Here is a 20,435-nt window from a genome sequence, read left to right as displayed (position 1 = left end):
CAAATTCCCGGCAAACACAGCAGCCACCCGAATAACCGGATGGCTGCTGCTTTTTCCAAAAACACTCCCCTGCACTTTGGAATCACTCCTCTTCCTCAGCCCACATAAGAGCGCATTTCACGGCGCGCTTCCAGCCTTTCAGCAGGCGCTGGCGCCGCTCTTCCTCCATGGCAGGTTCAAACACCCTGCCTACCTGCCAGTTCTCCCGGATTTCCCCTTTGTCTTTCCAGTATCCCACCGCAAGGCCCGCCAGATAAGCGGCTCCCAAAGCCGTAGTCTCGATGCATTCCGGCCTGCGGACCGGCATATCCACGATATCGGCCTGAAACTGCATCAGGAAATCATTGGCGCTGGCGCCGCCGTCCACCTTTAAGCCCTTTAACCGGATGCCGCTGTCCTGCTCCATGGCCCGCAGCACGTCCACAGTCTGGTAGGCGATGGATTCCAGCGCGGCCCGGATAAAATGCTCCTTGCTGCAGCCTCTGGTCAGCCCCACCACGGTGCCTCTGGCATACTGATTCCAGTAAGGAGCGCCTAACCCTGCAAAAGCAGGGACAAGATAGACGCCTACCGTGTCCTCTACCGCTTCACAATACTGTTCGGACTGAGCGGCATTTTTAATCATGCGCATGCTGTCTCGCAGCCACTGGACTCCAGCGCCTGCCACGAACACACTGCCCTCCAACGCGTACTCCGGCTCCTCACAGGTTCCGGCGGCGATGGTGGTCAGCAGCCCCGACCGGGAGGTGATGGCATCTTTCCCCGTATTCATCAGCAGAAAGCAGCCTGTGCCGTAGGTGTTCTTCACTTCGCCCCGCTCAAAGCAGCACTGGCCGAACAGAGCAGCCTGCTGGTCTCCGGCAGCCCCTGCAATGGGAATCTGCCCGCCCAGCACGTAGGTCTCCGTATGCCCATAGATACAGCTGGAGGGGCGCACTTTTGGCAGGAGTCCTGCCGGGATGCCAAACCGCTCCATGATTTCCTCGTCCCAGACCAGCCTGTGGATGTCAAACAGCATGGTGCGGGAGGCATTGGTGTAATCTGTCACATGCACTGCGCCTTTGGTGAGATTCCAGATGAGCCACGTGTCCACTGTGCCGAACAACAGTTCTCCTCTCCGGGCCTTTTCCCTCGCGCCGGGCACATTCTCCAGAATCCATGCAATCTTGGAGGCACTGAAATAGGCATCCGGCACCAGTCCCGTCTTCTCCCGGATTTTCTGGTCAAAGCCGTCCTTTTTCAATTCCTCAATCATGTCCGAGGTCCGGCGGCACTGCCATACGATGGCATTGTACACAGGTTCTCCTGTATTCTTATCCCACAGAATCGTAGTCTCTCTCTGGTTGGTAATGCCGATGGCTGCTATCTGCTCCGCGCTCACACCGGCCATGGCCATGCACTCCGCAGCCACCGACAGCTGGGAGGACCATATTTCCTTGGGATTGTGCTCCACCCAGCCGGGCTTTGGGTAAATCTGCGTAAACTCTTTCTGGGACATGGAACGGATGGCGCCCGCCTTGTCGAACAGAATGCACCGGGAGCTTGTGGTGCCCTGGTCCAGAGCCATGATATATTCCTGCATATATGCGCTCTCCTTTCTGCTTTGCTCTTCGTTCTTCTTTGCTTCTATTTTAGAATTTTGATAATAGGAGCATCACTTTGATTCTATTATACACAAAAGCGGCCCTTTCTTCAACCGGAAAAGCCGGCGGAAGACGCTCCTCTCCCCTGTACGGCCAAAAGGTCAGGCCCCCTGCGTGGGCACTCTGTGAAACGCCATGCCTCAAACCAGCAGCAGTCCAGACGCTGCCTGAACTGTTGCTGTACTGCCAGTCTCGATTATTGCAGGATTTCGTCATTCAAAAGACTTGACTGTCTCTTTCGCTTTCTCGAACTTCTCCTGCTGCTCGGCCAAAGCCGTCTCATAGCCCATGGCCTTTACGTCATTTATCATCTTTTCCTTTTGGGCCGCAAAGGCCGCTTCATCCGCACAGGTAATGATTTTCGCGATATTGGCCTGGAAGTATTCGTCCGCCTTGTTGAAAATCTTGGCGGATTCATCGGAAACCGATTCCATCAGCCTGCCGGTCTTCACGTTCTCAGACAATGTCTTGAATCTGCCGTCCTCTACCATCTGCACATAAGCCTCTCCGGGATACTGCGCTTTTCCGTCGGTGTAATATGCGCTGAAGTCTTTCTCCGCAGGCTTCACGTTCTGCAGATTGTATTCTTTGGATGTAGTCAAATCCAGGGGATAGCCGTCTGCCGCCGGATTGGTAGCAGTCTGGGAGGTCAGCCAATTATATGTGCCAAGCCCTCTGTTCTTCGCATATCCGGGCTCCACCGTATCGCCGCTCAGAAAATTTTCCAGCCGGGTGCCAATCAGCTGCGGAACACCGTCCACCACATCCCAGTCCTCGCCGGGTATGCCCGAGCGAATCAGCCTGGCTCCCTCATCCGAATTCAGATAATCGAACAGTTCCATGGCTTTCTCGGGATGCTCACAGTTAGCGCTGATGACCAGAGCGTTGGTAGTCATGTATCCCAGGCTGCTCTCAATGGGGTAGATCTGCGGGATGTAAGGGAAAGGACCAGGCAGCATGAACATGCCGGCATCCTCGCCGCAGACTTCCGTGTCAGGCTGGCACCAGTTGTATGCAGCCACCAGCACTTCGCCGTTCTTGAGTTTCGCGTCATACTGCTCTGCTTTCATGGTAAACGCTTCCGGATCCATGATGCCCATGCGGTAAGCCTTGTTAAAGAAAGCCAATGCTCTCCAGAACACGCCGTCCTCATCCAGGAACTCGTCCTCCAGCAAATCGTCTACCTGGTTGTAGAGCTGGTTATTGTCCAGATTAGTATAGCCGAAACTGAAAGGATAACTAATCTTGTAAGGCCACAGACCCCAGTCGATCCATCCGGACAGGGCATACACTTTCTTGCCGTCTGCCGTGGTGGGATGGGCCTCTACCATCTGTTTAAGTACATCGAGATATTCGTCCTCTGTGCTGATTTCAGGATAACCCAGCTCCTTATAGTAGTCCCATCTGGTGAAGAATCCCACGAAGCCGTTCTTGTTCGGATTCTCCGGGTTGGCAATCTGCACCTCCGTAGGGAGAAAATAGGTAGTTCCCTGGCCCACGACTTCCCTGGAATATTTCAGGGCCTCCGGCAGCTTCGCTTTCAGATTGTCCCCATTGTTCTCCAGCCACTCGTCCATGGCCCACAGGGCTCCTGCGTCAATCAGATTCTGTACCATTTCCGGCGCTTCGTGCAGCATGACGATGTCCGGCAGGTCGCCGCCAGCTGCCATGACCTTCAGCCGGTCATTGGATACCTGCGTGTATTCCAGCACGATTCCAAGTTCATCCTTGATATATTGGCCGATAGCATCATCCGTGGAGACGCCGTCCGTCCCTCCCATGGAGCCCAGCACAGTGAGGGTAATCACTTCCCCGTCTCCTGCCGTCTCCTGTCCGCCCTGCCCGCTTTCGCCTCCGCCTGCATCCGAAGACTCTTCCACGCTGCTGCTGTCTTTGCTGTCAGCGCCCCCGCTGCCGCTGTCATTTCCGCAGGCAGCCACGCCCATAATCAGGACTGCCGCCAAAGCTACGGACATCATTTTTTTCCACAAGCTCTGTTTCTTCATTTCACATCCTCCTTTTTACTCCGATCCATTTCCGCATTTTCAGGCAGCCGGCCCGAAAATGCCTGTTGCTACTATAGAAAGGGTCTTTACCCTTTTACAGCCCCCATCATGACTCCCTTTACAAAATACTTCTGCAGGAAAGGATAGACCATCATCACCGGCAGCACGGCCACAATCGTGGTGGCCATCTTAATGGTCTCAGCCGACAGGGCCACCGCCCCCGGTGCCTGTACCAGCCCCTGTTTCATGCTGTCGGCCAGAACCTGGGCCTGATTGATGCAGTTGTACAGGAGCAGCTGTACGGTCTGCAGCTTCGGACTCTGCGCCAGCAGATAGTTGTCCTGCCAGGAATTCCACGCTCCCACGGACGCGTATACCGCCACTGTGGCGATAATCGGTTTGGACAGAGGCATGATGATTCTGGCGTAGACCTTGAAGAACCCCGCTCCGTCCATTCTGGCAGATTCCTCTAAAGATGTGGGAATCTGCTCGATAAAAGTCTTGATCAAAATCACATAGTAGGCATTGAGAATGCCCGGTATGATATAGAGCAGATAAGAGTTGTTCAGATGATAACTTTTCATCGTGATATAGTATGGCACGAGTCCGGCACCCAGATACATGGTGATAATCACGAATCTGTAGATGAACTTTCTGGCAATCATGTCCCTCTGGGTCACCAGATAAGCAAACAGGGAAGAACCCAGCAGGCAGAGCGCCGTGTTGATTAATGTCCTTGAAACCGAAATCAGAAATGCGTGCCCGAAATTCGTATTTTCCACAATCCACTGGTAGGCGTACAGCGTAAAGCCCTTGGGCAGTAGCCAGACGCCCCGGGCCGCCTGGGCGGGATCCGAAAGGGAATAGATAATCAGATACCAGAAAGGATACATGCACAGGAAGACCGCCAATGCCATACAGATGTAATTCACCACCTGCAGCACTCTTTCCTGCCTTGAAACTTTAATCGTGCTTTTCTTGTGCCTCATGCTTATACCCCCTTGCCCGCCCCGGCGGGCATAAATTTCAATAGTACGAAAGCGCATTACCTATACAATGGCGTCCCCTCTGATTTTCTTCGACAGCCCGTTGGCCGTAAACAAAAGCGCTATGCTCAGAACCGACTTCAGCATCCCCAGCGTGATAGAATAGGGATAGTCATTGATGATGAATCCTACTTTATAGACATAATAGTCCAGCACCTCGATACGGTCCGCCACCAGCGGATTGTAGAACATGAAATACTGGTCAAAACCATTGGTCAGGATATTGCTCACTGCCAGCAGGAACATGACCACATAGGTGGGCAGGATGCCCGGCACAGTGATATGCCAGATTGTCTGGAGCTTGTCCGCGCCGTCCACCCTGGCCGCGTCGAAGAGCTCCGCGTCAATTCCCACGATGGCAGCGATATAGATGATAGACGACCAGCCGAAAGATTTCCAGATGCCCAGAAACCACTGCAGGAACCATACCTTGTCCACATCCCCCAGGATGCCCGTGGGCGACGGCTCAATGCCGAACTGCCGCAGAACCATGCTCACAAAGCCGTTCACGGAGAAAAAGGCAAAGGCGATGCCGTATACCGTAATCCAGCTGATAAAGTTCGGCAGCGTGGTGGTAGTCTGGACGAATTTCTTAAAATGCCTTCCCTTGATTTCATTGAACAGGATAGCGAACGCCACCGGCAGCGGCGTGGACAAAAGCCCCAGTCCGCTCATCACTAAAGTGTTGCGCATCACGCGCATCACCTCGGAGCGCTCATTATACAGCTTCTTGAAATTGTCCAGACCTACAAAGACCATATTTCCGAAATCAAGGAATCTCTGTCCCAGCTTATAGTCAAATACGGAATACAGCCATCCTATCAGCGGCACATAGTTCATCGCGAATATATAGACCACGAAAGGAACCGCTAAAAGCGTATACTTCAATCCCCTGACTCTTCGCCTGCCCAGACGTCTCACCAGCAAGCTTTCCTCTCTTCTGTCCTGCATCTTCCGCATTCCCCCTTTTCCATTCTGTCCATCCTCACAAGTGCAATTATAATAAAAATCGGAGAAAGGTTCTATTCCCTATTCTCCGTTTTTTGTTCAAATCTTATGCTATTCTCATTTTTTCATCAATTACTTGTGCAATCTAACAAAAAGTATAATAATCTTACGATTTCTCATTTTCCCATTCCCGATAGGGGATGCGAATCGTCACCGCAAATCCTTTCCCGGGCGCGCTGTCGATTGCCAGCCCGTATCTTTCTCCATAAAGCAGACGAATTCTGCCGTTTACATTGGACAGACCGATATGGGCCGTCTTTTCCCCTGTGCGGATGCTTTCCCTCAATGCCTCCAGCCTTTCCTGCTCTATCCCCTCTCCGTCATCAGCTACCCACAGCAGCAGAATATCCTCGTCCTGCCTGCTGCCTACACGGATTTCCAGCGATATGCTCTCCTCTTTCCTCCCATAGAGAAAAGCATTCTCCACAAGGGGCTGCAGAACGAACTTCGGTACGCTGGCCTCCAGCGTCTCCGTCTCCGGCTCCGGAATCAGGCAGACCTGTTCTCCGTAACGATGGCGCATCACCCTTCCGTAGTCCTCGATATAGTCAATCTCCTCCGCAAGACTCCAGAACGGGCTGCTGCCCCGGTACATCGGCCGCAGGATATCTCCGAGCGCGTCCAGACAATCCACGATGTCCTCTTCCCCTTTCAGGGCGGCCATCCACTTCACCGTATTGAGGGTATTATATAGAAAATGCGGATTGAACTGGGCTTTCAGGGCCTGAATCTCCATCTCTCGTTTTTTCTTTTCCATTGCGGCGTTTTCTTCCACCAATCCCTCAATCCGGCTGGACATTCGGTTGAACTGCCGTACCAGCAGCCCGATTTCGTCCCGGTTCTCCCCGCCGCTCAAAGGCGCGATTTCCAGCTCCCCTCCCTCCATGCGGCGCAGTGCTTCCGTAGTCTCCCGCAGCGGCCACGCCAGCCGGTTCACCCAAAATACCGAAAAAAAGACCACCAGGCAGATTGCCACGATGATAGTCGCCAGAAAAGTAATCCGTATCCCTTTCGCGTCCTCTAATATTGTCCCCAACGGCATTTCATTGATCATCGTCCAGCCTGAAATCGTCAGCGGATAACACAGAACCTGACACCCTTTTTCCTCAAAAGAATAAACCGCGTCAGTCCCATCCCGCCGCCAGGCTCCGTCTTTCTCCATCCCCAGAGCCTCCCTCCGGGGATGGGAAATCACTTTTCCCTCCGCGTCCACAATATAGGTCAGCTCTTCCGGCACTCCCTCCTTTTCATGAGAGTTATAGATATCCGTAAAATAATCCAGATTCACGTTGACGACAATCCAGGCCAAATGAGACCTTTGGTACATCGGCCGGCAGGCAGACAGATAATAGACCGTCTCATCTTTCTCGTCCAGCGCGGGGAAGAAATCATTGTTCGTATATCCCCCGAACCACTTTACCCCTCCAAAGTCAGATTTTCTCTCGGAAGAAAACTGCGACAGCTTCTCCTCATAGAAAATGCCCCTGTCCTGCTCTATGCCCTGTATGATATTCTGCCGCCCGTCCATGGACAGCACCAGTCCCTCCGCGTTATAAAAGCATATGGACTCCACATACTGGTATTGCTCCAGAATCTGCCCCAGTTCCCGGAAATAGGCCGCTTTCATGGAGAATTCTGTCCCCGGGCTCTCCTTTCCGATATACACCATATCTGTCAGAGCAGTCTCCGAGATCAGCCGTTCCGTCAAAAGCTCCACTTCCCGGCGGAAAGTATCGATATTATAGCCCAACTGGTGGAAGGACTGGACTTTTTCCTCGTCCGTCCGCTCCTTGAGCGAATCGCTCACATTGGCATAGAGAAAGACAAAGCTGCCGGAAAGAATCGCCAGAAAACTAAAGGAGACCGCAGCCATCATGCGCCAAAAGACGCTTCTGTAAAAAGGAATCTTCATTTCTTCTCACGCTTTCTGAAAAAACTGGGCGACTTTCCTGTAATCCGCTTGAACGTCTTGGAGAAATAGCTGTCATTGACAAAGCCTGTCCTCTCGGCCACCTCCCAGGTCTTTAAGTCCGTATTCATGAGCATTTCTTTCGCCCGCTCTACCCTCTTCTGCGTAACATAGTCCACAAAGCTGATATCCATCTCTTTTTTGAACAGGCTGCTGAAATAATTAGGGCTTAGTCCCACCCGGCCGGAAACCGACTGCAGAGACAGCTTTTGTTCCAAATGCCCGTCAATATAGCCCAATGCCTCATAAATCTCCACACTCAGCCTTCCCTGGCTCTGCTGCTGTGCCTGCTGGCAGGCCTCTGTGTATACCGATACAGCCTCCAGAAATGTACCGCTCTCCCGAATCTTCGCCGCTGCCCCCTGCTCCAGGCCGCATTGGGAAAGCCCCTCTATGAGAAGCCTCTCCGCGCTGTCCTTATCCAGTGTCCCCTTTGCCGCCTGTTCTGTAAGCAGGGCGCACAGATGCTCCTGCTGCTCTTCCTTCCAGGGAAGAAGCGTCCGGATCCGGCGGCAGGCCTCCTGTGTCTTTCTCTGCCAGAGCAATGCCCTGCGCCCCGCCAGAGCCGCGTAGACAATATCTTTCCCCAGCCAGGTTTCTTCCAGCGCATCTACGCACTCCTGATACAAATCGGGCAGCCGCTCCCATGATTCGGCTACGCTGCTGATAATCCACACTGCACGCACATTCAGGCTTTCGGAGAGAGTCCTGGCAATTTCCCGCAGCAGGCGCTCCGGCGCTGTATATCCCCCATCCTCACTCTGTATGGCATTCGTCAGGAACAGGTAGCAGTCCTCCCGTTCCCCTATCAATTCTCCCGCACCGTATCGCCTGACAATCTCCTCCGCCATATTCAGGACCAGAAAGCGGGCCAGCATCCCTCCGTCGTCCACCCGGGTCGGGCGGACTTCTTTGTATTCCAACAGCACCAGCCGGCACAGCAGAAGAGGATTCTCCTGTATGGATATCTGCATCCGCTCCACTCGGCTGCGGAACACGCTTACAGGAATCTGATGATAAAAAATATACTCTTTGAACAGTTCTTCCTTCTGCAGCCTGCGATCCGGCAGCTGCCGGCTGTCCCCGCTCCTGTCCAGTTCTTCCTTTAATCTGCACATAGCATTTTCGATTTCCGCGGGTTTCATCTTCAGCTTCAGGATATAGTCCGATACCTCCATGCGCATGGCTTCCTGCAGATACCGGAATTCCTCAAAACAACTCAATATCACAATCCGGATGGCCTTATCCCGTTCCCGGATGTGCGCAATCAGCTCCAGCCCGTCCATGACCGGCATGCGGATATCTGTCAGCAGGATGTCCGGATGCTCTTTTTCATAAAGTTCCAGCGCCTGCTTTCCGTTGACGGCGCATCCTATAATTTCCATGTCCAGCCGTTCCCAATCTACAATACCTTTCAGGCCCTCCCGCACCAGAATCTCATCCTCCGCGATCAGCACCTTTCTTTTTCTTGCCATTTCAGCACCACTCCCATAATCTCTCGTCCACTTTATCGTCCTGTAATATCCGGCTCCCTGCCACATATCTCCGAGACATGCTCTGCCGAGAATCCTATTTTATCATAAGACCTGACTAACTCGCAAGGGGTGGCAATTATCACGATACTGTTCATAAAGCTTCACCGTTCAATGGGAGTGGCGACTGCGGCGGATATCCAAAATATGCAGATATTAAAAACACATACTATATATTGGCATCATCCAAAGAAAACAAGTTGCATGATACAATATATAGTATGTGCATATTTACCTGTGCCGGAAATGATTTCATAAAGGCCTAAGCCAGCAATCGTATCTTCTCTGTCAGCGATGCCGGCAAGACCTGCGCGTATATAGCGTAATATTGCTCAAATGTAATCTCGCTGCCAAAAGTGAGCACCTCCATCTCCACCCCGAACAGCTCCACAAGAAAATCCATGGGAACCATGCCGTTCCTGAGATAGAAAGCCTTTCTGCGCAGCCGCTCGCTTCTGCTGCTGACGGGATTCTCCTCAGCCGTGCTCTCGATCTCCACCACAATCCGTTCTTTCCCATAACACCCGCACAATTCTCCCAGAGTACGGCTGCCTATCCCGCCGCTTTGGCAGTCGGGCTCGATGGCAAGATAGTCCAGCAAGGCCAGGCCCCCGGAAAGCATCATGATTGCCAGCCCGCAGAACTTACCCTGCTCATCCTCGATTGCCAGGATATCGAAACAGCCTTCTTTCTGCTTTTTCAGCATGAAAGCAAAGGGCTTCTTCTCTGATTCCGGAAAAGACGCCTCGTACAGCTTTCTCACATTCTCAAGTTGATTTCCCTGAACCGCATCCTTTAACATCGTCGTCCTCCCTGCTTCCCTGCCCCTTTGCCTTTACGCCGTGGCCTCATGGTGAATCTGAAGCTCATACAGCTTCTTATAGATGCCGTCCTGAACCAGCAGCTCCTGATGGGTGCCCTGCTCCTTGATTTTGCCCTTGTGCATGACCATGATGCAGTCCGCATGCTGAATCGTGGACAGGCGGTGGGCCACCATGATAGTGGTGCGGCCCTGCATCAGCTTTTCCAGCGCCTCCTGAATCAGCAGCTCCGTCTCCGTGTCGATATTGGCCGTGGCTTCATCCATGACCAAGATGCCGGGCTTGTGGGCCAGAGTCCTGGCAAAGGACAGCAGCTGCCTCTCCCCCGCGGAAAAAGTGGAGCCCCGCTCCGTCACAGGCTCGCTGTAGCCTGCGGGAAGCTTCTCTATGAAGTGAGAGGCGTTGACATACTCCGCCGCCTCCTTAATCTCCTCCAGAGAAATGTCCTCATTGTGCAGGCGGATATTGTATTCCACATTCCCCTCGAACACGAACACGTCCTGCTGCATCTGCCCGATGGCGCTGCGCAGCTGTTTTTTGCTCAGCCTCCTGATATCGACCCCGTCAATATAAATATTCCCTTTCTGGATATCGTAATACCGTCCAATCAGATTCAATATAGAGGACTTCCCTGCGCCGGTAGCGCCCACGAAAGCCACCCTCTCCCCGGGCTCTATCACAAAGGACACGTCCCGCAGCACATAGTTCTCATTGTCGTAAGCGAACCACACATGGGAGAATTCGATGCGCCCCTTGATCTCCGGCAGAATCACCGGATTCTCGTCCTCTTTCACCATGGGCTCCTCCGACATGATGGTAAAAATCTTCTCCGCCGAGGCGATGGAGGACTGCAGGGTGGAGAACTGCTCCGCCAGTTCCTGGATAGGCTCGAAGAAAGATTGGATATACTGTGCAAAAATATACAACGTACCGATAGAAATCGTGCCGTTCAGCACATCCCTGCTGCCCACTCCCAGCACGGTCATCAGCGCCAAGATACTCAGAATGAACATCAGGGGACGGAAAACGGCGAACACCATCATCTCCCTGTAGAACGCCTTGTACAGCTTATAATTCTTGCCGTTGAACTCCTCGAACTTCCTTTTCTCCCTGCCGAAAATCTGGATGATGCGCATGCCGGATATATTCTCGGACAGGAAAGTGTTGATGTCCGTCAGCCTGGTCCTGGTGATGCGGTAAGTCTCCCTTGCAATCTTGCGGAACACCACTGTCAGCACCGCCACCACCGGCAGCAGCACAAAAGAAATGAGGGAAAGTTTCCAGTCCAGCATCAGCATGACAGCGGCCAATCCGATAATCTTCACGATATTCCGGAACAATCGAACCAATATTCCGGAATACATCTCATTCAGCGCCTCCACATCGTTGGTGACCCTGGTCACAAGCTTTCCCACCGGCGTCAGATCAAAATAGCGGCTGCTCAGAGACTGGATATGGGCATACAGCTCTTTCCGGACTGTGAGGATGATGCTCTGCCCGGTCTTCTGCAGAAGCCATGTCTGAGTGACATTGAAAACAAAGCTCAAAGCCAGAACAATCCCATACTTGATAGCAGTGTCCACGATGACGCCATAATCCCCCTGCGCCTCGAACAAATCAATGGCATCGCCGATCAAAATAGGCCGATACAAGTCAAACCCCGTCAAAGCCAGCACCAGCACCAGGCAAACAGCCATCCAGCCAATATAAGGCTTCATATAAGAAAGCAGATGCAGCAAAGCATTTCCCTTATAATTGGATTCAATCTTATCATCCGTCAAATCGCTCATTCTCAAATCCTCCTATTAAAGTCGCTGCGCGACGCACTAAAGAGTAAAGTCCCTTTGGCGCACATCTCATGAGAGGAGCTTTCATTCGTAAATACACTCATGAAAGTTCCTCTCGTGCGCCTTCGCGACTTTACCAACTGACCTATAATGAAGTCAATTCCTGCTCCAGCTGCTGCTTTTCATAGATATGGGCATAGAAACCATGGAGTTCCAAAAGCTCCTCGTGGGTGCCGTACTCCGTCAGCTCCCCCTCCGACAGAACCGCGACATGGTCCGCTTTCTGCAGGGTGGAGATGCGGTGCGCGATCACAATCGTAGTCTTGCCTCTGCGCAGTTCCATCAGGTTCTCCAGTATCTGCTCCTCCGTATCCGTGTCCACCGCAGACAGGGAATCATCCAAAATCAATACCGAAGCGTCCATCAGCAGCGCCCGGGCGATAGAACTCCTCTGCTTCTGCCCTCCGGACAGGGTCACGCCCCGCTCGCCTACCAGCGTCCTGTACTCATCCGGGAATTCCACGATATTGTCATGGATACAGGCCGCCCGGGCCGCTTTCCGGATGCCGGCACGCAGTTCCGGGTGGTCACTGATCCGCTCCTCCAGCCCGAACGCGATATTTTCCTCCAAAGTATCCGAGAACAGGAAATTGTCCTGAGGCACATAGGCCATGTCCCGGTGCAGCACTGCCAGGGGATAATCCGTGATAGGCCTGCCGTCCAGAAGAAGCGAGCCTTTCTCACAGTCATAGACCCGCAGAAGCAAATCCGCCAGGCTGGACTTCCCGCTGCCCGTCCGCCCCAGGATTCCCAGCATCTCGCCCTCCTTTACGTGGAGGCTCACGTTCCTGAGCACAGGCTCCTCGCCGTCCGGATAAGTGAAAGTCAGATTCTTTAAGGTAATGTCCCCTCCGATATGTACATCCTTGCCTGCCAGAGATTCCGGACTCTGATCCACGATATCCGGTTCCTCCCGGAAAATGGCGGCAATCCTCTGGAACGCCGCTGCCGCCTGACTGAAGTTATTGATGCAGTCACCACAGGCGATCATGGGCCACACCAGCATGCCGATGTAAGAGTTGAAAGCCACGAACTTACCGATGGATATGCCCCCGTTCAATACCAGACGCCCGCCGAACAGCAGCGTCATCAAAAGGCTCACGCCTATGACCGTGTCCAGCGCAGGCCCGAAGAGCGCCCACAGCTTCACCATGGAAAGGTTCTTCTCCATGCTGTTTCGGCTGGCTTTCTCAAAGGCCTTGAAATCCTCTTCCTCCTGCACGAACGCTTTCAGCACCCGCACGCCCGCCAGGCTCTCCTGCACCTTGTCGGACAGTTCCGAGAAAGCGTCCTGCCTCCTGGTCTGACGCTTTTTGGCCTCGATTCCGTAAAAATAGCAGCCTATGGAAATCAGTATCATGGGTATGAGGGCCAGAATCGTCATCTTGAAATCCACATACACCACCATCTTCACCAGGACCATGGCGGTCATCACAACCGCGTCGAATACCGTCACCACAGCCATTCCCACAGCCATGCGGATGGCCTGCAGATCATTGGTGAACCGGGCCATCAGATCCCCTGTCTTGTGGCTGTTGAAATACCGGGCGGAAAGGGTCTCCAGATGCCGGAACATATCGTTCCGGAGCCGGTATTCGATTCCCCGGGACGCGCCGATTATGAAGAATCTCCAGCCGAACCGTCCCAGCGTCATCACCGCCCCTGCGGCAAACAGCTTCAAGACCAGTTTTATCACTCCGTCGTAGTCTATCGCTCCCACTGTCAGACCGTCGATAATCTCGCCGGTATACTGGGGGATATAGAGGTTCGCCAGATCCACCAGCAACAGGACGATGACGCCTCCCAGATAATACCATTTGTATTCCAGTATGTACGGAGTCAGAGAAAATTTCTTTTGTTTCATATCTACACCCCTTGCCCGCTCCGGGGGCCTGCTGTTTTTGTTATTTCCGCCGGCGGCGGCCTGCTGCCGCCGCACCGTAATTATTCATTGTACTCCTCAGCAGGCAGGAGAGTCAATAGCGCCGCGTTCCTACATTATAAACTTTTTATAAACTTCCCGCCTATCTGCTCAGACTCCGCATGGTCAGAAATCGCGACAGGTTGAAAGTCCGAATCCCCAGGTTCTCTATCCCGCTTTTCTGTCTGGCCATCCAGTAATAGCCAAAAGTCTCCCGTGAGGACAGGTCCCTCTGGCCGCTGCCATCGCTTTCCATCATGTTCATGGCGTATTCCATGGGGAAATCCTCCCAGAACGCCTCCGTATGATAGCCCAGCTCCTCCAGATAGGGCACCAGCACAGGCCCCGCGTCCGCGCTCAGGCTCTGCAGATACGGAAGCAATCATGATAAAGGTACAGGCTGACATGAGTGTCAGAATTTCCTTTAATAATGTCCGGAGCCTTGCCCGCCGCCCAATCCGCATTTGCGGCGGCTCCTCCCGCTCCCTTTGCATCCTTATCCGCCTGTGCGGCCGTCTGCCGGACGCTACCTGTGCCATCTGCCCATACGCTCTGCTCTTTCATTTCCATAGCTGTCTCTCGCTCCTTTCCTTCCTTTTATAAGACCCAAAAATGCCCAAAACCCATACCGCCTTTTCTTTTCCCCGTCCCATCCTGTCATCCTCCTGTCGGTCACAAATCAGTTCACTCTCCGCCGTCCATATCATCCACATATTCCAGGATATCTCCCGGCTGGCAGTCCAGGGCTCTGCAGATTGCCGCCAGAGTGGTAAAGCGCACCGCCTTTGCCTTGTTGTTCTTCAAGATGGACAGATTGGCAAGGGTGAGATCCACCTCAGCCGCCAGTTCTGTCAGACTCTTCTTGCGCTTCGCCATCATTACGTCCAGATTCACTATGATTCCCATATCCGCTCCTCATACTCCCAACTATGCCGACGCAGCCGGCACAAACAATTGGCGCACACTAAACAGTCAAATCGTTCTCTTCCTTATATTGCACGGCCTGCTCGAACACATAGGCCAGCACCTTGCTGAACAGACCCGCAATGATGAACACGCAGATGACCACCCACATGGCGATGGTCATATATACAATGCTGCGAACCGCGGACATCAGCGCGATGAAGAAACTCCAGCTGCCCATCTTGTTCAGACTGGCCACATTCTCCTGTACGAAGCAATTCTCCTCCAGTACCGTCCGGAAAATCCTCCTCAGCTCCCCCAGCAGTACCAGCGCCGACACCCCCAGCACAAAATAGATGATGACCGTCTCCTCATAGTGCTCCACCATGTACGGGAACAGCTCCCCGATTTTCTTAATGCTGAAAGGCAGGGTCAGCGTGACCGCGATTCCCGAATAGAACATGAAATCCAACAGATATTTTTCATATCCTGTTTTTCCTTTACCAGACAATATATCACTCGGAATCACGATTGTCAATATATATTTATCGTTTTTCAATAATTATTTATTGTTATTTCTAAACAATACTTTCCGATAAGACATAAAAAAATCCACCAGGCGCTCCAAAAAGCGCCTGATGGCATCGCTCCCTCCCATTCCGGAAAGATTCCTATCCCCAAATCCTCAAAAGGCTTCTTTCCGCTTTTAACACCACGGCTCCCCGGGCTCCATCCGGACCGAACCCGTCTCTCTGTCCGGCTCACCTGCCCTCCATGCGGTACAGCCTGACGGAATTCTCCCAGACCGCCCTGCGCACAGCCTCTTCACCGATTCCTTTTGCCTGGGCCAGAGCCGATACCACATAAGGCAGGTACAGGGAACTGTTGCGCTGTCCCCGGTAAGGCACAGGCGCCAGATACGGACAGTCCGTCTCCAGGACAATCCGGTCCAGCGGGATGTACTCCACCGCCTCTCTCAGTTTCCTGGCGTTCTTGAAAGTCAGGACGCCCCCTATGCCGAAGAAGAATCCCATGTCCAGAAAAGCTCTGGCCGTCTCCTTCGTATAGGAAAAGCAATGGACCACGCCTCCCGTCTCCTCCGCTTTTTCCGCCCTCATGACGTCTATCGTGTCCTTGGCCGCGTCCCTGGAGTGTATGATGACAGGAAGAACCACTTCTTTTGCCAGATGCAGCTGGCGGGCGAACCATTTCTTCTGGATTTCCCGCCCCGGCTCGTCCCAGTAATAGTCCAGCCCGATTTCGCCCACTGCCACGCACTTATCCTGTCCGCACATCTCTTTCAGCCAGCCATAGCCCGCCTCGTCGAGCTCCGCGGTCTCGCCGGGATGTACGCCTATGGCGCCATAAATGTAGTCATACCGTTCTGTCAGCGCCATAGTCCGCCTGCAGGACTCCAAACTGGCGCTGACGTTCACCACTCTGACGATGCCCTCCCCGGGCAGGCGGCTCAGGAGAGCCTCCCTGTCCCCGTCAAAGGCTTTATCGTCATAATGGGCATGTGTGTCAAAAATGTCTGTCGATTGTGTCATATTGCCTCCAAGCCGGTTTTGCAAAACGCAGACAGCGCCGCTCCCGGCAGCACATATTCTGCCGCCGGCTTCCGCCCCCTTCACGGTCTGGCGTTCACCGGCGTCCCATAATAGACTTTCCCCATCTCGAGAATCCGGAACTTGCCGTCCTCCAGAGAAAGAATGGATGCCGCGCAGTTAGGCAGGCCTATCTCCCAGAACTTTTCCAGAGGAATTTCCCCTATGGCGCTCAGCAGGCATCTGTTAAAGGCCCCATGGGCCACAATCAGCACACGGCTGCAGCTTCCCTCCAGGGGAACAATCCGCTCCCGCAGAAACGCCTGCCCCCGGCCAAAAGCCTCCTGAAAGGACTCGGCGCCTGCCCGGGGCTGAAAGCACTGGGGCCTGCAGAAGAAATCATGCAGAGGATGCTCCGAATCCAGCTTCGGCCGGTCAAAGTCTCCGCCCTCGCACTCGCCAAACCCCATCTCCATCAGCCGCTCATCCGTCTCCAGAGAGGCATCCTGCCCGGCCAGAAGAATCTCCGCCGTTTCAAAAGCCCTCTTCAGGGGAGAGCTGAATGCCCTGTCAAAGGATATCCCGGCCAGAGCCTTTGCCGTCTCTACCGCCAGTTCCCGGCCAAATTCATTCAGCGGGATGTCGCTGTGCCCCTGAAGCCTGCGCGCCTTGTTCCAATCCGTCTCCCCATGTCTGAAAAGATATATCTCCACTTTCTCACGCTTCCCTTATCTTTACGCCGTCCACGCCCCTTTTGACCGCCAGAGCCAGGAATGCGTCCCGGCCGCCTGTAGTCTCGAAAGAGAATGCCTTATCCCCATTCTCCCAGAGCGGCGTGCCCTGATAATAGAATTTGGCCACATAGGACTCATAGGAGACTCTGACCTTGCCGCTGCGGTACGAACCGGATATGGTCTCCGGCTCCACTCTTTCCAGCTTCTCCACTTCCACTATAGTGACGACTCCAGTGCCGAAAAAGGCGCTCCAATAACGGCTCCCCAGCCTCCCATAAAGCATGGAGTTCTTCTTCCTCTCCCGGAACGCCCATTCCTCTCCCGCTTTCAGGAAATCCTCCGCGAATTCCTCCTGGGCGCCGGCTGAGGGAAGCGCTTTCCTCACACCCTTTTCCATTCTCTTAAGTATCTTGCGGGGCTTGGCCTGGCCTCTCTGCACCCATATTATGAACAGCCCCGTAAGCTCTCCCAAAAGCAGTCCCAAGGGCAGGGAGAAAGTAAAGATTCTCTCCGTCGGCGTCTTGGCGAAATAGCCGATGCCCACAAGAATCACCACCCAGATTGCCACTGACAGATAGGCGGAACGGCTTGCCCGCGCCAGACAGTACTGGCACCATTCCTCCACCCATCCCCTCTGGGCGTCCAGGAACCGCTCCATCGCGCCGGCGGAATCCGATGCTTTTCCGCCCTGTTTCGCCCTGCCTCCGGTAAAGAGGGAAATCAGGTTGCCCACGGCAATCAGAGCGCTCAGCCCCGCCGCCAGAATGCAGATCCAGATGTCGGGTATCGTCATACCGTTTATGCTCCCGCTGTCTATCCGGTACCATTCCGACTGCGATACGCCCCGGGAAATCTCCTGGCTCACAGCCGCCATGATTTCGCCGTATTCATCCCCAAAATAAGTGTCGCTGTACACTTTATCGTCTTTCACATCATTATAGAGCTCCACAATCTCGCTCTCCTCCAGCGCGGCCATGGCATGGTCTATTGCAGCCTGGTCCATGAGTTCCAGCGAGCCCTCCTCCCGGGCCGGGGTCATATCTTTTCCCGCCCGCAGCTCCACTGCCAGCTGCAGATTATACAGCAGGCTTGAATAGCGCCCGTCATACTGCTCCGGCACCACGATGTAAAGGAAAGTCTGCCTTTCCATATCGTACACCACATACCCGTAAGTCCTCACCCGGTCCGGATCCCCGGAATAATACTCCTCCACGCAGACTCCCACCGGATATGCCGCCTCATAGGATATGTACTCTCCCCGGACCTGGCCAAACTCCGTCTCCGAATCCAGGGGCTCAGCTCCCGCCTGCAGCTTCATGAACGCGGAACCCGCCTGCATCCAAAGAGCGGCGGCCGCCGCCAGCGCGCACACCATCGTCACGATATTGCGTATCTTTTTCATCTCTGTCTTCCTTTCGGTTGATATCTTTTTCTGTCTAAATATTATACAGAAAACAGGACTATAATTCAAGTACCGCCCTGCTTTCCGGGCACAAAAAAAGAACCGTCCCCAAGGCTCATATGTCCTCAAAAACAGTCCTTCTAGTGCGCCACCAGGGGCTCGAACCCTGGACACCCTGATTAAGAGTCAGGTGCTCTACCAACTGAGCTAGTGGCGCATCTCTTATGTGCCGCACAGTTTTTACTGTCCGATATCTCTCACAAGAACGAAATTAATTATATTACACTGCATTCAAAAATGCAAGCATTTTTTTAAAATTTTTTAAAAAAATTTAAAAAATTCTAATTTCCTACCTATTTCCTACTTTCTCCCCTCCTTTTCCATGCGGCGTTTTCCCAGAAACAGCCGCAATATCAGCAGCAGTATCCCCGAACACAGCAATATCATGCCCACCGGCGCGTATATCCTGGCCCTCTGCAGCGCCTCCATGGCATATTGGATTACCAGCGGCTCTCCCATAGCATCCACTTCCTCCCGGGAGTATCCCATGACATCCACCATATATTCCGACAGCAGATACGGAAGCCTGCCTTTCGCTTTCGTCACATATCCCTCTACGGGCACCGGGGAAGAGGGTCTGATTCCGCTCTCCGCGTACTGCCATGTCTCCTCCCAGAGCTGTTCCATATCGTCATACTGCTTCGCGGGAACGCTCAGTATCATCATACCATCCCCGCAGGGCAGGGCATAATAGTAGGCACTGACATTTGTATCCTCAAAATCCGACAGATTCGCGAAGCAGTCATAGACATAGGGCACCTTCCCTGTCACGTGCATCCCCTCTTTCGCGCCGCCGTTTTCCATCAGATACTCCACATCATATCCGCGCTTCAGAGTTATCCAGAAATTCCTGACGTTGCCCGACAGCAGGCCAAATCCCGTTATGCACAGGCCCCCGATCACGAACCACACCAGCATCTTTGCCAGGTCCTGTTTCCAGCCCTCTTTCCAATTGCCTCTCGCGCCTGTAATCATTCTCTCCCCCTGACCGTCCTCCCGGCTTCCATTTCCATGTCCGAAAACATACTTCTTTCGGCTCCCCTCTCCGCAAGTCCAAAACACATTTATAGTTTCAGCCAAAGGTCTCCTGTATCCAGGCGCGGATTTTGGACAGCGTCTCTATCGTCTCCTGGTTCACCAGATTCGCGGGCACCGATATCGTCCCCTCATCTGACCGCGTCAGGGTCATAGAAAGGCTTTTCAGGCCCTGCAGATTCTCCCAGGGCAGCCAGTCCCCCAACAGGGAAAGCAATCTGTCCCCCCGGGCCAGAACTTCAGGAAGATTCTTTATCTGAAGCCGCATCCTCGTCGCAGCCCCATCCCTTTCTTCCTCTGCCACGTCGAACCCCAGCACAATCTGCTCTGTCTCCAGCGCGAACCGGCATCCGTCTGCCAATTCCTCTCTGGACATGACAGCCAGCATCAGGAAATACCCTTTTGCTGTAATACTCCTGTCCGCCCCAGACAGCCGGAAACGGTCAAGCCCGCTTATCTCCACGCCGAAGAGTTGTTCTGCCTGCTCCAGCGTCATATACTGCGTCTCCTCCTGGCCGGGCATCAGATATTCCAGTAGACCGAACTGCCCTGTCAGATTGCTGCGGATGGCATTGTACAGTATCGTCTCATTTATGACACTCATGTCATTGCTTAGATAAAATTCAAGCAGAGGCTCTTCCTCCCCATCCGGGTATATCATCAGGTGAACCTTGTCCTCCACCGCGGCTCCCCTGACGGAAAGCCGGTACACCGCCTCCTCACGCAGCCCTGTCAGCCTTGCCAGCGTGCCGAACATCTCTTTCTGCTCCTCTGGCACCCTTTCCCTGTCAAGCTCCACCTCTATCTCAAAGGAACTGTAGGGCAGCGCCATTCTATCCCGCAGGATTTTCGCCGCTTTCCATGCCGGATACAGATAAAGTCCGGCGCCCGCGATGACCGCAGCCAGCAGGAAAAGCATTACCCGCAGGGCATATCTCTTTTTTCTTCTTTTCTTTCTCAT

At 53.5% G+C, this 20,435-nt stretch carries 18 protein-coding genes and 1 tRNA gene; all 19 read right to left on the bottom strand.

Annotated features, from left to right (window positions below):
* Positions 1-82: 82 nt before the first annotated feature.
* The 19 genes from glpK to NFS35_RS05145 all read right to left on the bottom strand — a co-directional run bounded on the left by glpK (position 83) and on the right by NFS35_RS05145 (position 20,435).
* The gene (gene glpK / locus NFS35_RS05235) at positions 83-1,582 is read right to left on the bottom strand and encodes a glycerol kinase GlpK (RefSeq protein ID WP_251206087.1); all 1,500 of its coding nucleotides are present in this window, start codon (positions 1,580-1,582) and stop codon (positions 83-85) included.
* A 273-nt stretch (positions 1,583-1,855) separates the two neighbouring features.
* On the bottom strand, positions 1,856-3,649 hold the full coding sequence (locus tag NFS35_RS05230) for an extracellular solute-binding protein (protein WP_251206086.1): 1,794 nt from the start codon (positions 3,647-3,649) through the stop codon (positions 1,856-1,858).
* A gap of 86 nt (positions 3,650-3,735) precedes the next feature.
* The gene (locus NFS35_RS05225; protein ID WP_251206085.1) at positions 3,736-4,638 is read right to left on the bottom strand and encodes a carbohydrate ABC transporter permease; all 903 of its coding nucleotides are present in this window, start codon (positions 4,636-4,638) and stop codon (positions 3,736-3,738) included.
* A 60-nt stretch (positions 4,639-4,698) separates the two neighbouring features.
* The gene (locus NFS35_RS05220) at positions 4,699-5,646 is read right to left on the bottom strand and encodes an ABC transporter permease subunit (protein WP_251206084.1); all 948 of its coding nucleotides are present in this window, start codon (positions 5,644-5,646) and stop codon (positions 4,699-4,701) included.
* A 163-nt stretch (positions 5,647-5,809) separates the two neighbouring features.
* Positions 5,810-7,615, bottom strand: a complete 1,806-nt coding sequence (locus NFS35_RS05215; protein ID WP_251206083.1) for a cache domain-containing sensor histidine kinase — start codon at positions 7,613-7,615, stop codon at positions 5,810-5,812.
* Positions 7,612-9,147, bottom strand: coding sequence for a response regulator (locus NFS35_RS05210; RefSeq protein ID WP_251206082.1), 1,536 nt, complete (start codon positions 9,145-9,147; stop codon positions 7,612-7,614). Before NFS35_RS05210 ends, NFS35_RS05215 begins: the two co-directional genes overlap by 4 nt.
* Before the next feature lie 319 nt (positions 9,148-9,466).
* On the bottom strand, positions 9,467-10,006 hold the full coding sequence (locus NFS35_RS05205; RefSeq protein WP_251206081.1) for a hypothetical protein: 540 nt from the start codon (positions 10,004-10,006) through the stop codon (positions 9,467-9,469).
* Between the two features lie 33 nt (positions 10,007-10,039).
* Entirely contained in the window at positions 10,040-11,815 is a 1,776-nt protein-coding gene (locus NFS35_RS05200; RefSeq protein WP_251206080.1) for an ABC transporter ATP-binding protein, read from the bottom strand.
* A gap of 142 nt (positions 11,816-11,957) precedes the next feature.
* On the bottom strand, positions 11,958-13,736 hold the full coding sequence (locus tag NFS35_RS05195) for an ABC transporter ATP-binding protein (RefSeq protein ID WP_251206079.1): 1,779 nt from the start codon (positions 13,734-13,736) through the stop codon (positions 11,958-11,960).
* A gap of 160 nt (positions 13,737-13,896) precedes the next feature.
* Positions 13,897-14,133, bottom strand: coding sequence for a hypothetical protein (locus tag NFS35_RS05190; RefSeq protein WP_251206078.1), 237 nt, complete (start codon positions 14,131-14,133; stop codon positions 13,897-13,899).
* A gap of 17 nt (positions 14,134-14,150) precedes the next feature.
* Positions 14,151-14,363: a hypothetical protein gene (locus tag NFS35_RS05185; protein ID WP_251206077.1), complete on the bottom strand. Its 213-nt coding sequence runs from the start codon at positions 14,361-14,363 to the stop codon at positions 14,151-14,153.
* 114 nt (positions 14,364-14,477) lie between these two features.
* Complete coding sequence (locus NFS35_RS05180) at positions 14,478-14,699, bottom strand: helix-turn-helix domain-containing protein (protein WP_251206076.1); 222 nt, start codon at positions 14,697-14,699, stop codon at positions 14,478-14,480.
* A gap of 58 nt (positions 14,700-14,757) precedes the next feature.
* Entirely contained in the window at positions 14,758-15,159 is a 402-nt protein-coding gene (locus NFS35_RS05175) for a DUF2975 domain-containing protein (protein ID WP_251206158.1), read from the bottom strand.
* Positions 15,160-15,457: 298 nt separating this feature from the next.
* Positions 15,458-16,246 carry a TatD family hydrolase gene (locus NFS35_RS05170; protein WP_251206075.1) on the bottom strand — a complete coding sequence of 263 codons (789 nt, stop codon included), beginning with the start codon at positions 16,244-16,246 and terminating at the stop codon, positions 15,458-15,460.
* A gap of 80 nt (positions 16,247-16,326) precedes the next feature.
* On the bottom strand, positions 16,327-16,956 hold the full coding sequence (locus tag NFS35_RS05165; protein ID WP_251206074.1) for a histidine phosphatase family protein: 630 nt from the start codon (positions 16,954-16,956) through the stop codon (positions 16,327-16,329).
* 4 nt (positions 16,957-16,960) lie between these two features.
* A complete protein-coding gene (locus NFS35_RS05160) occupies positions 16,961-18,379 on the bottom strand; it encodes a DUF6709 family protein (RefSeq protein ID WP_251206073.1) in 1,419 nt (472 codons plus the stop codon).
* A gap of 144 nt (positions 18,380-18,523) precedes the next feature.
* A tRNA-Lys gene (locus tag NFS35_RS05155) sits at positions 18,524-18,596 on the bottom strand.
* A gap of 143 nt (positions 18,597-18,739) precedes the next feature.
* On the bottom strand, positions 18,740-19,519 hold the full coding sequence (locus NFS35_RS05150) for a DUF6709 family protein (RefSeq protein WP_251206072.1): 780 nt from the start codon (positions 19,517-19,519) through the stop codon (positions 18,740-18,742).
* Positions 19,512-20,435, bottom strand: a complete 924-nt coding sequence (locus NFS35_RS05145; protein WP_251206071.1) for a hypothetical protein — start codon at positions 20,433-20,435, stop codon at positions 19,512-19,514. The genes NFS35_RS05150 and NFS35_RS05145 overlap by 8 nt, the downstream gene beginning before the upstream one ends.

Origin of the sequence: Acetatifactor aquisgranensis (assembly GCF_943193215.1) — a bacterium.
GTDB lineage: Bacteria > Bacillota > Clostridia > Lachnospirales > Lachnospiraceae > Acetatifactor > Acetatifactor aquisgranensis.
Note: the sequence above shows the minus strand (reverse complement) of the source record. Positions and strands in the feature narration are given on the sequence as shown.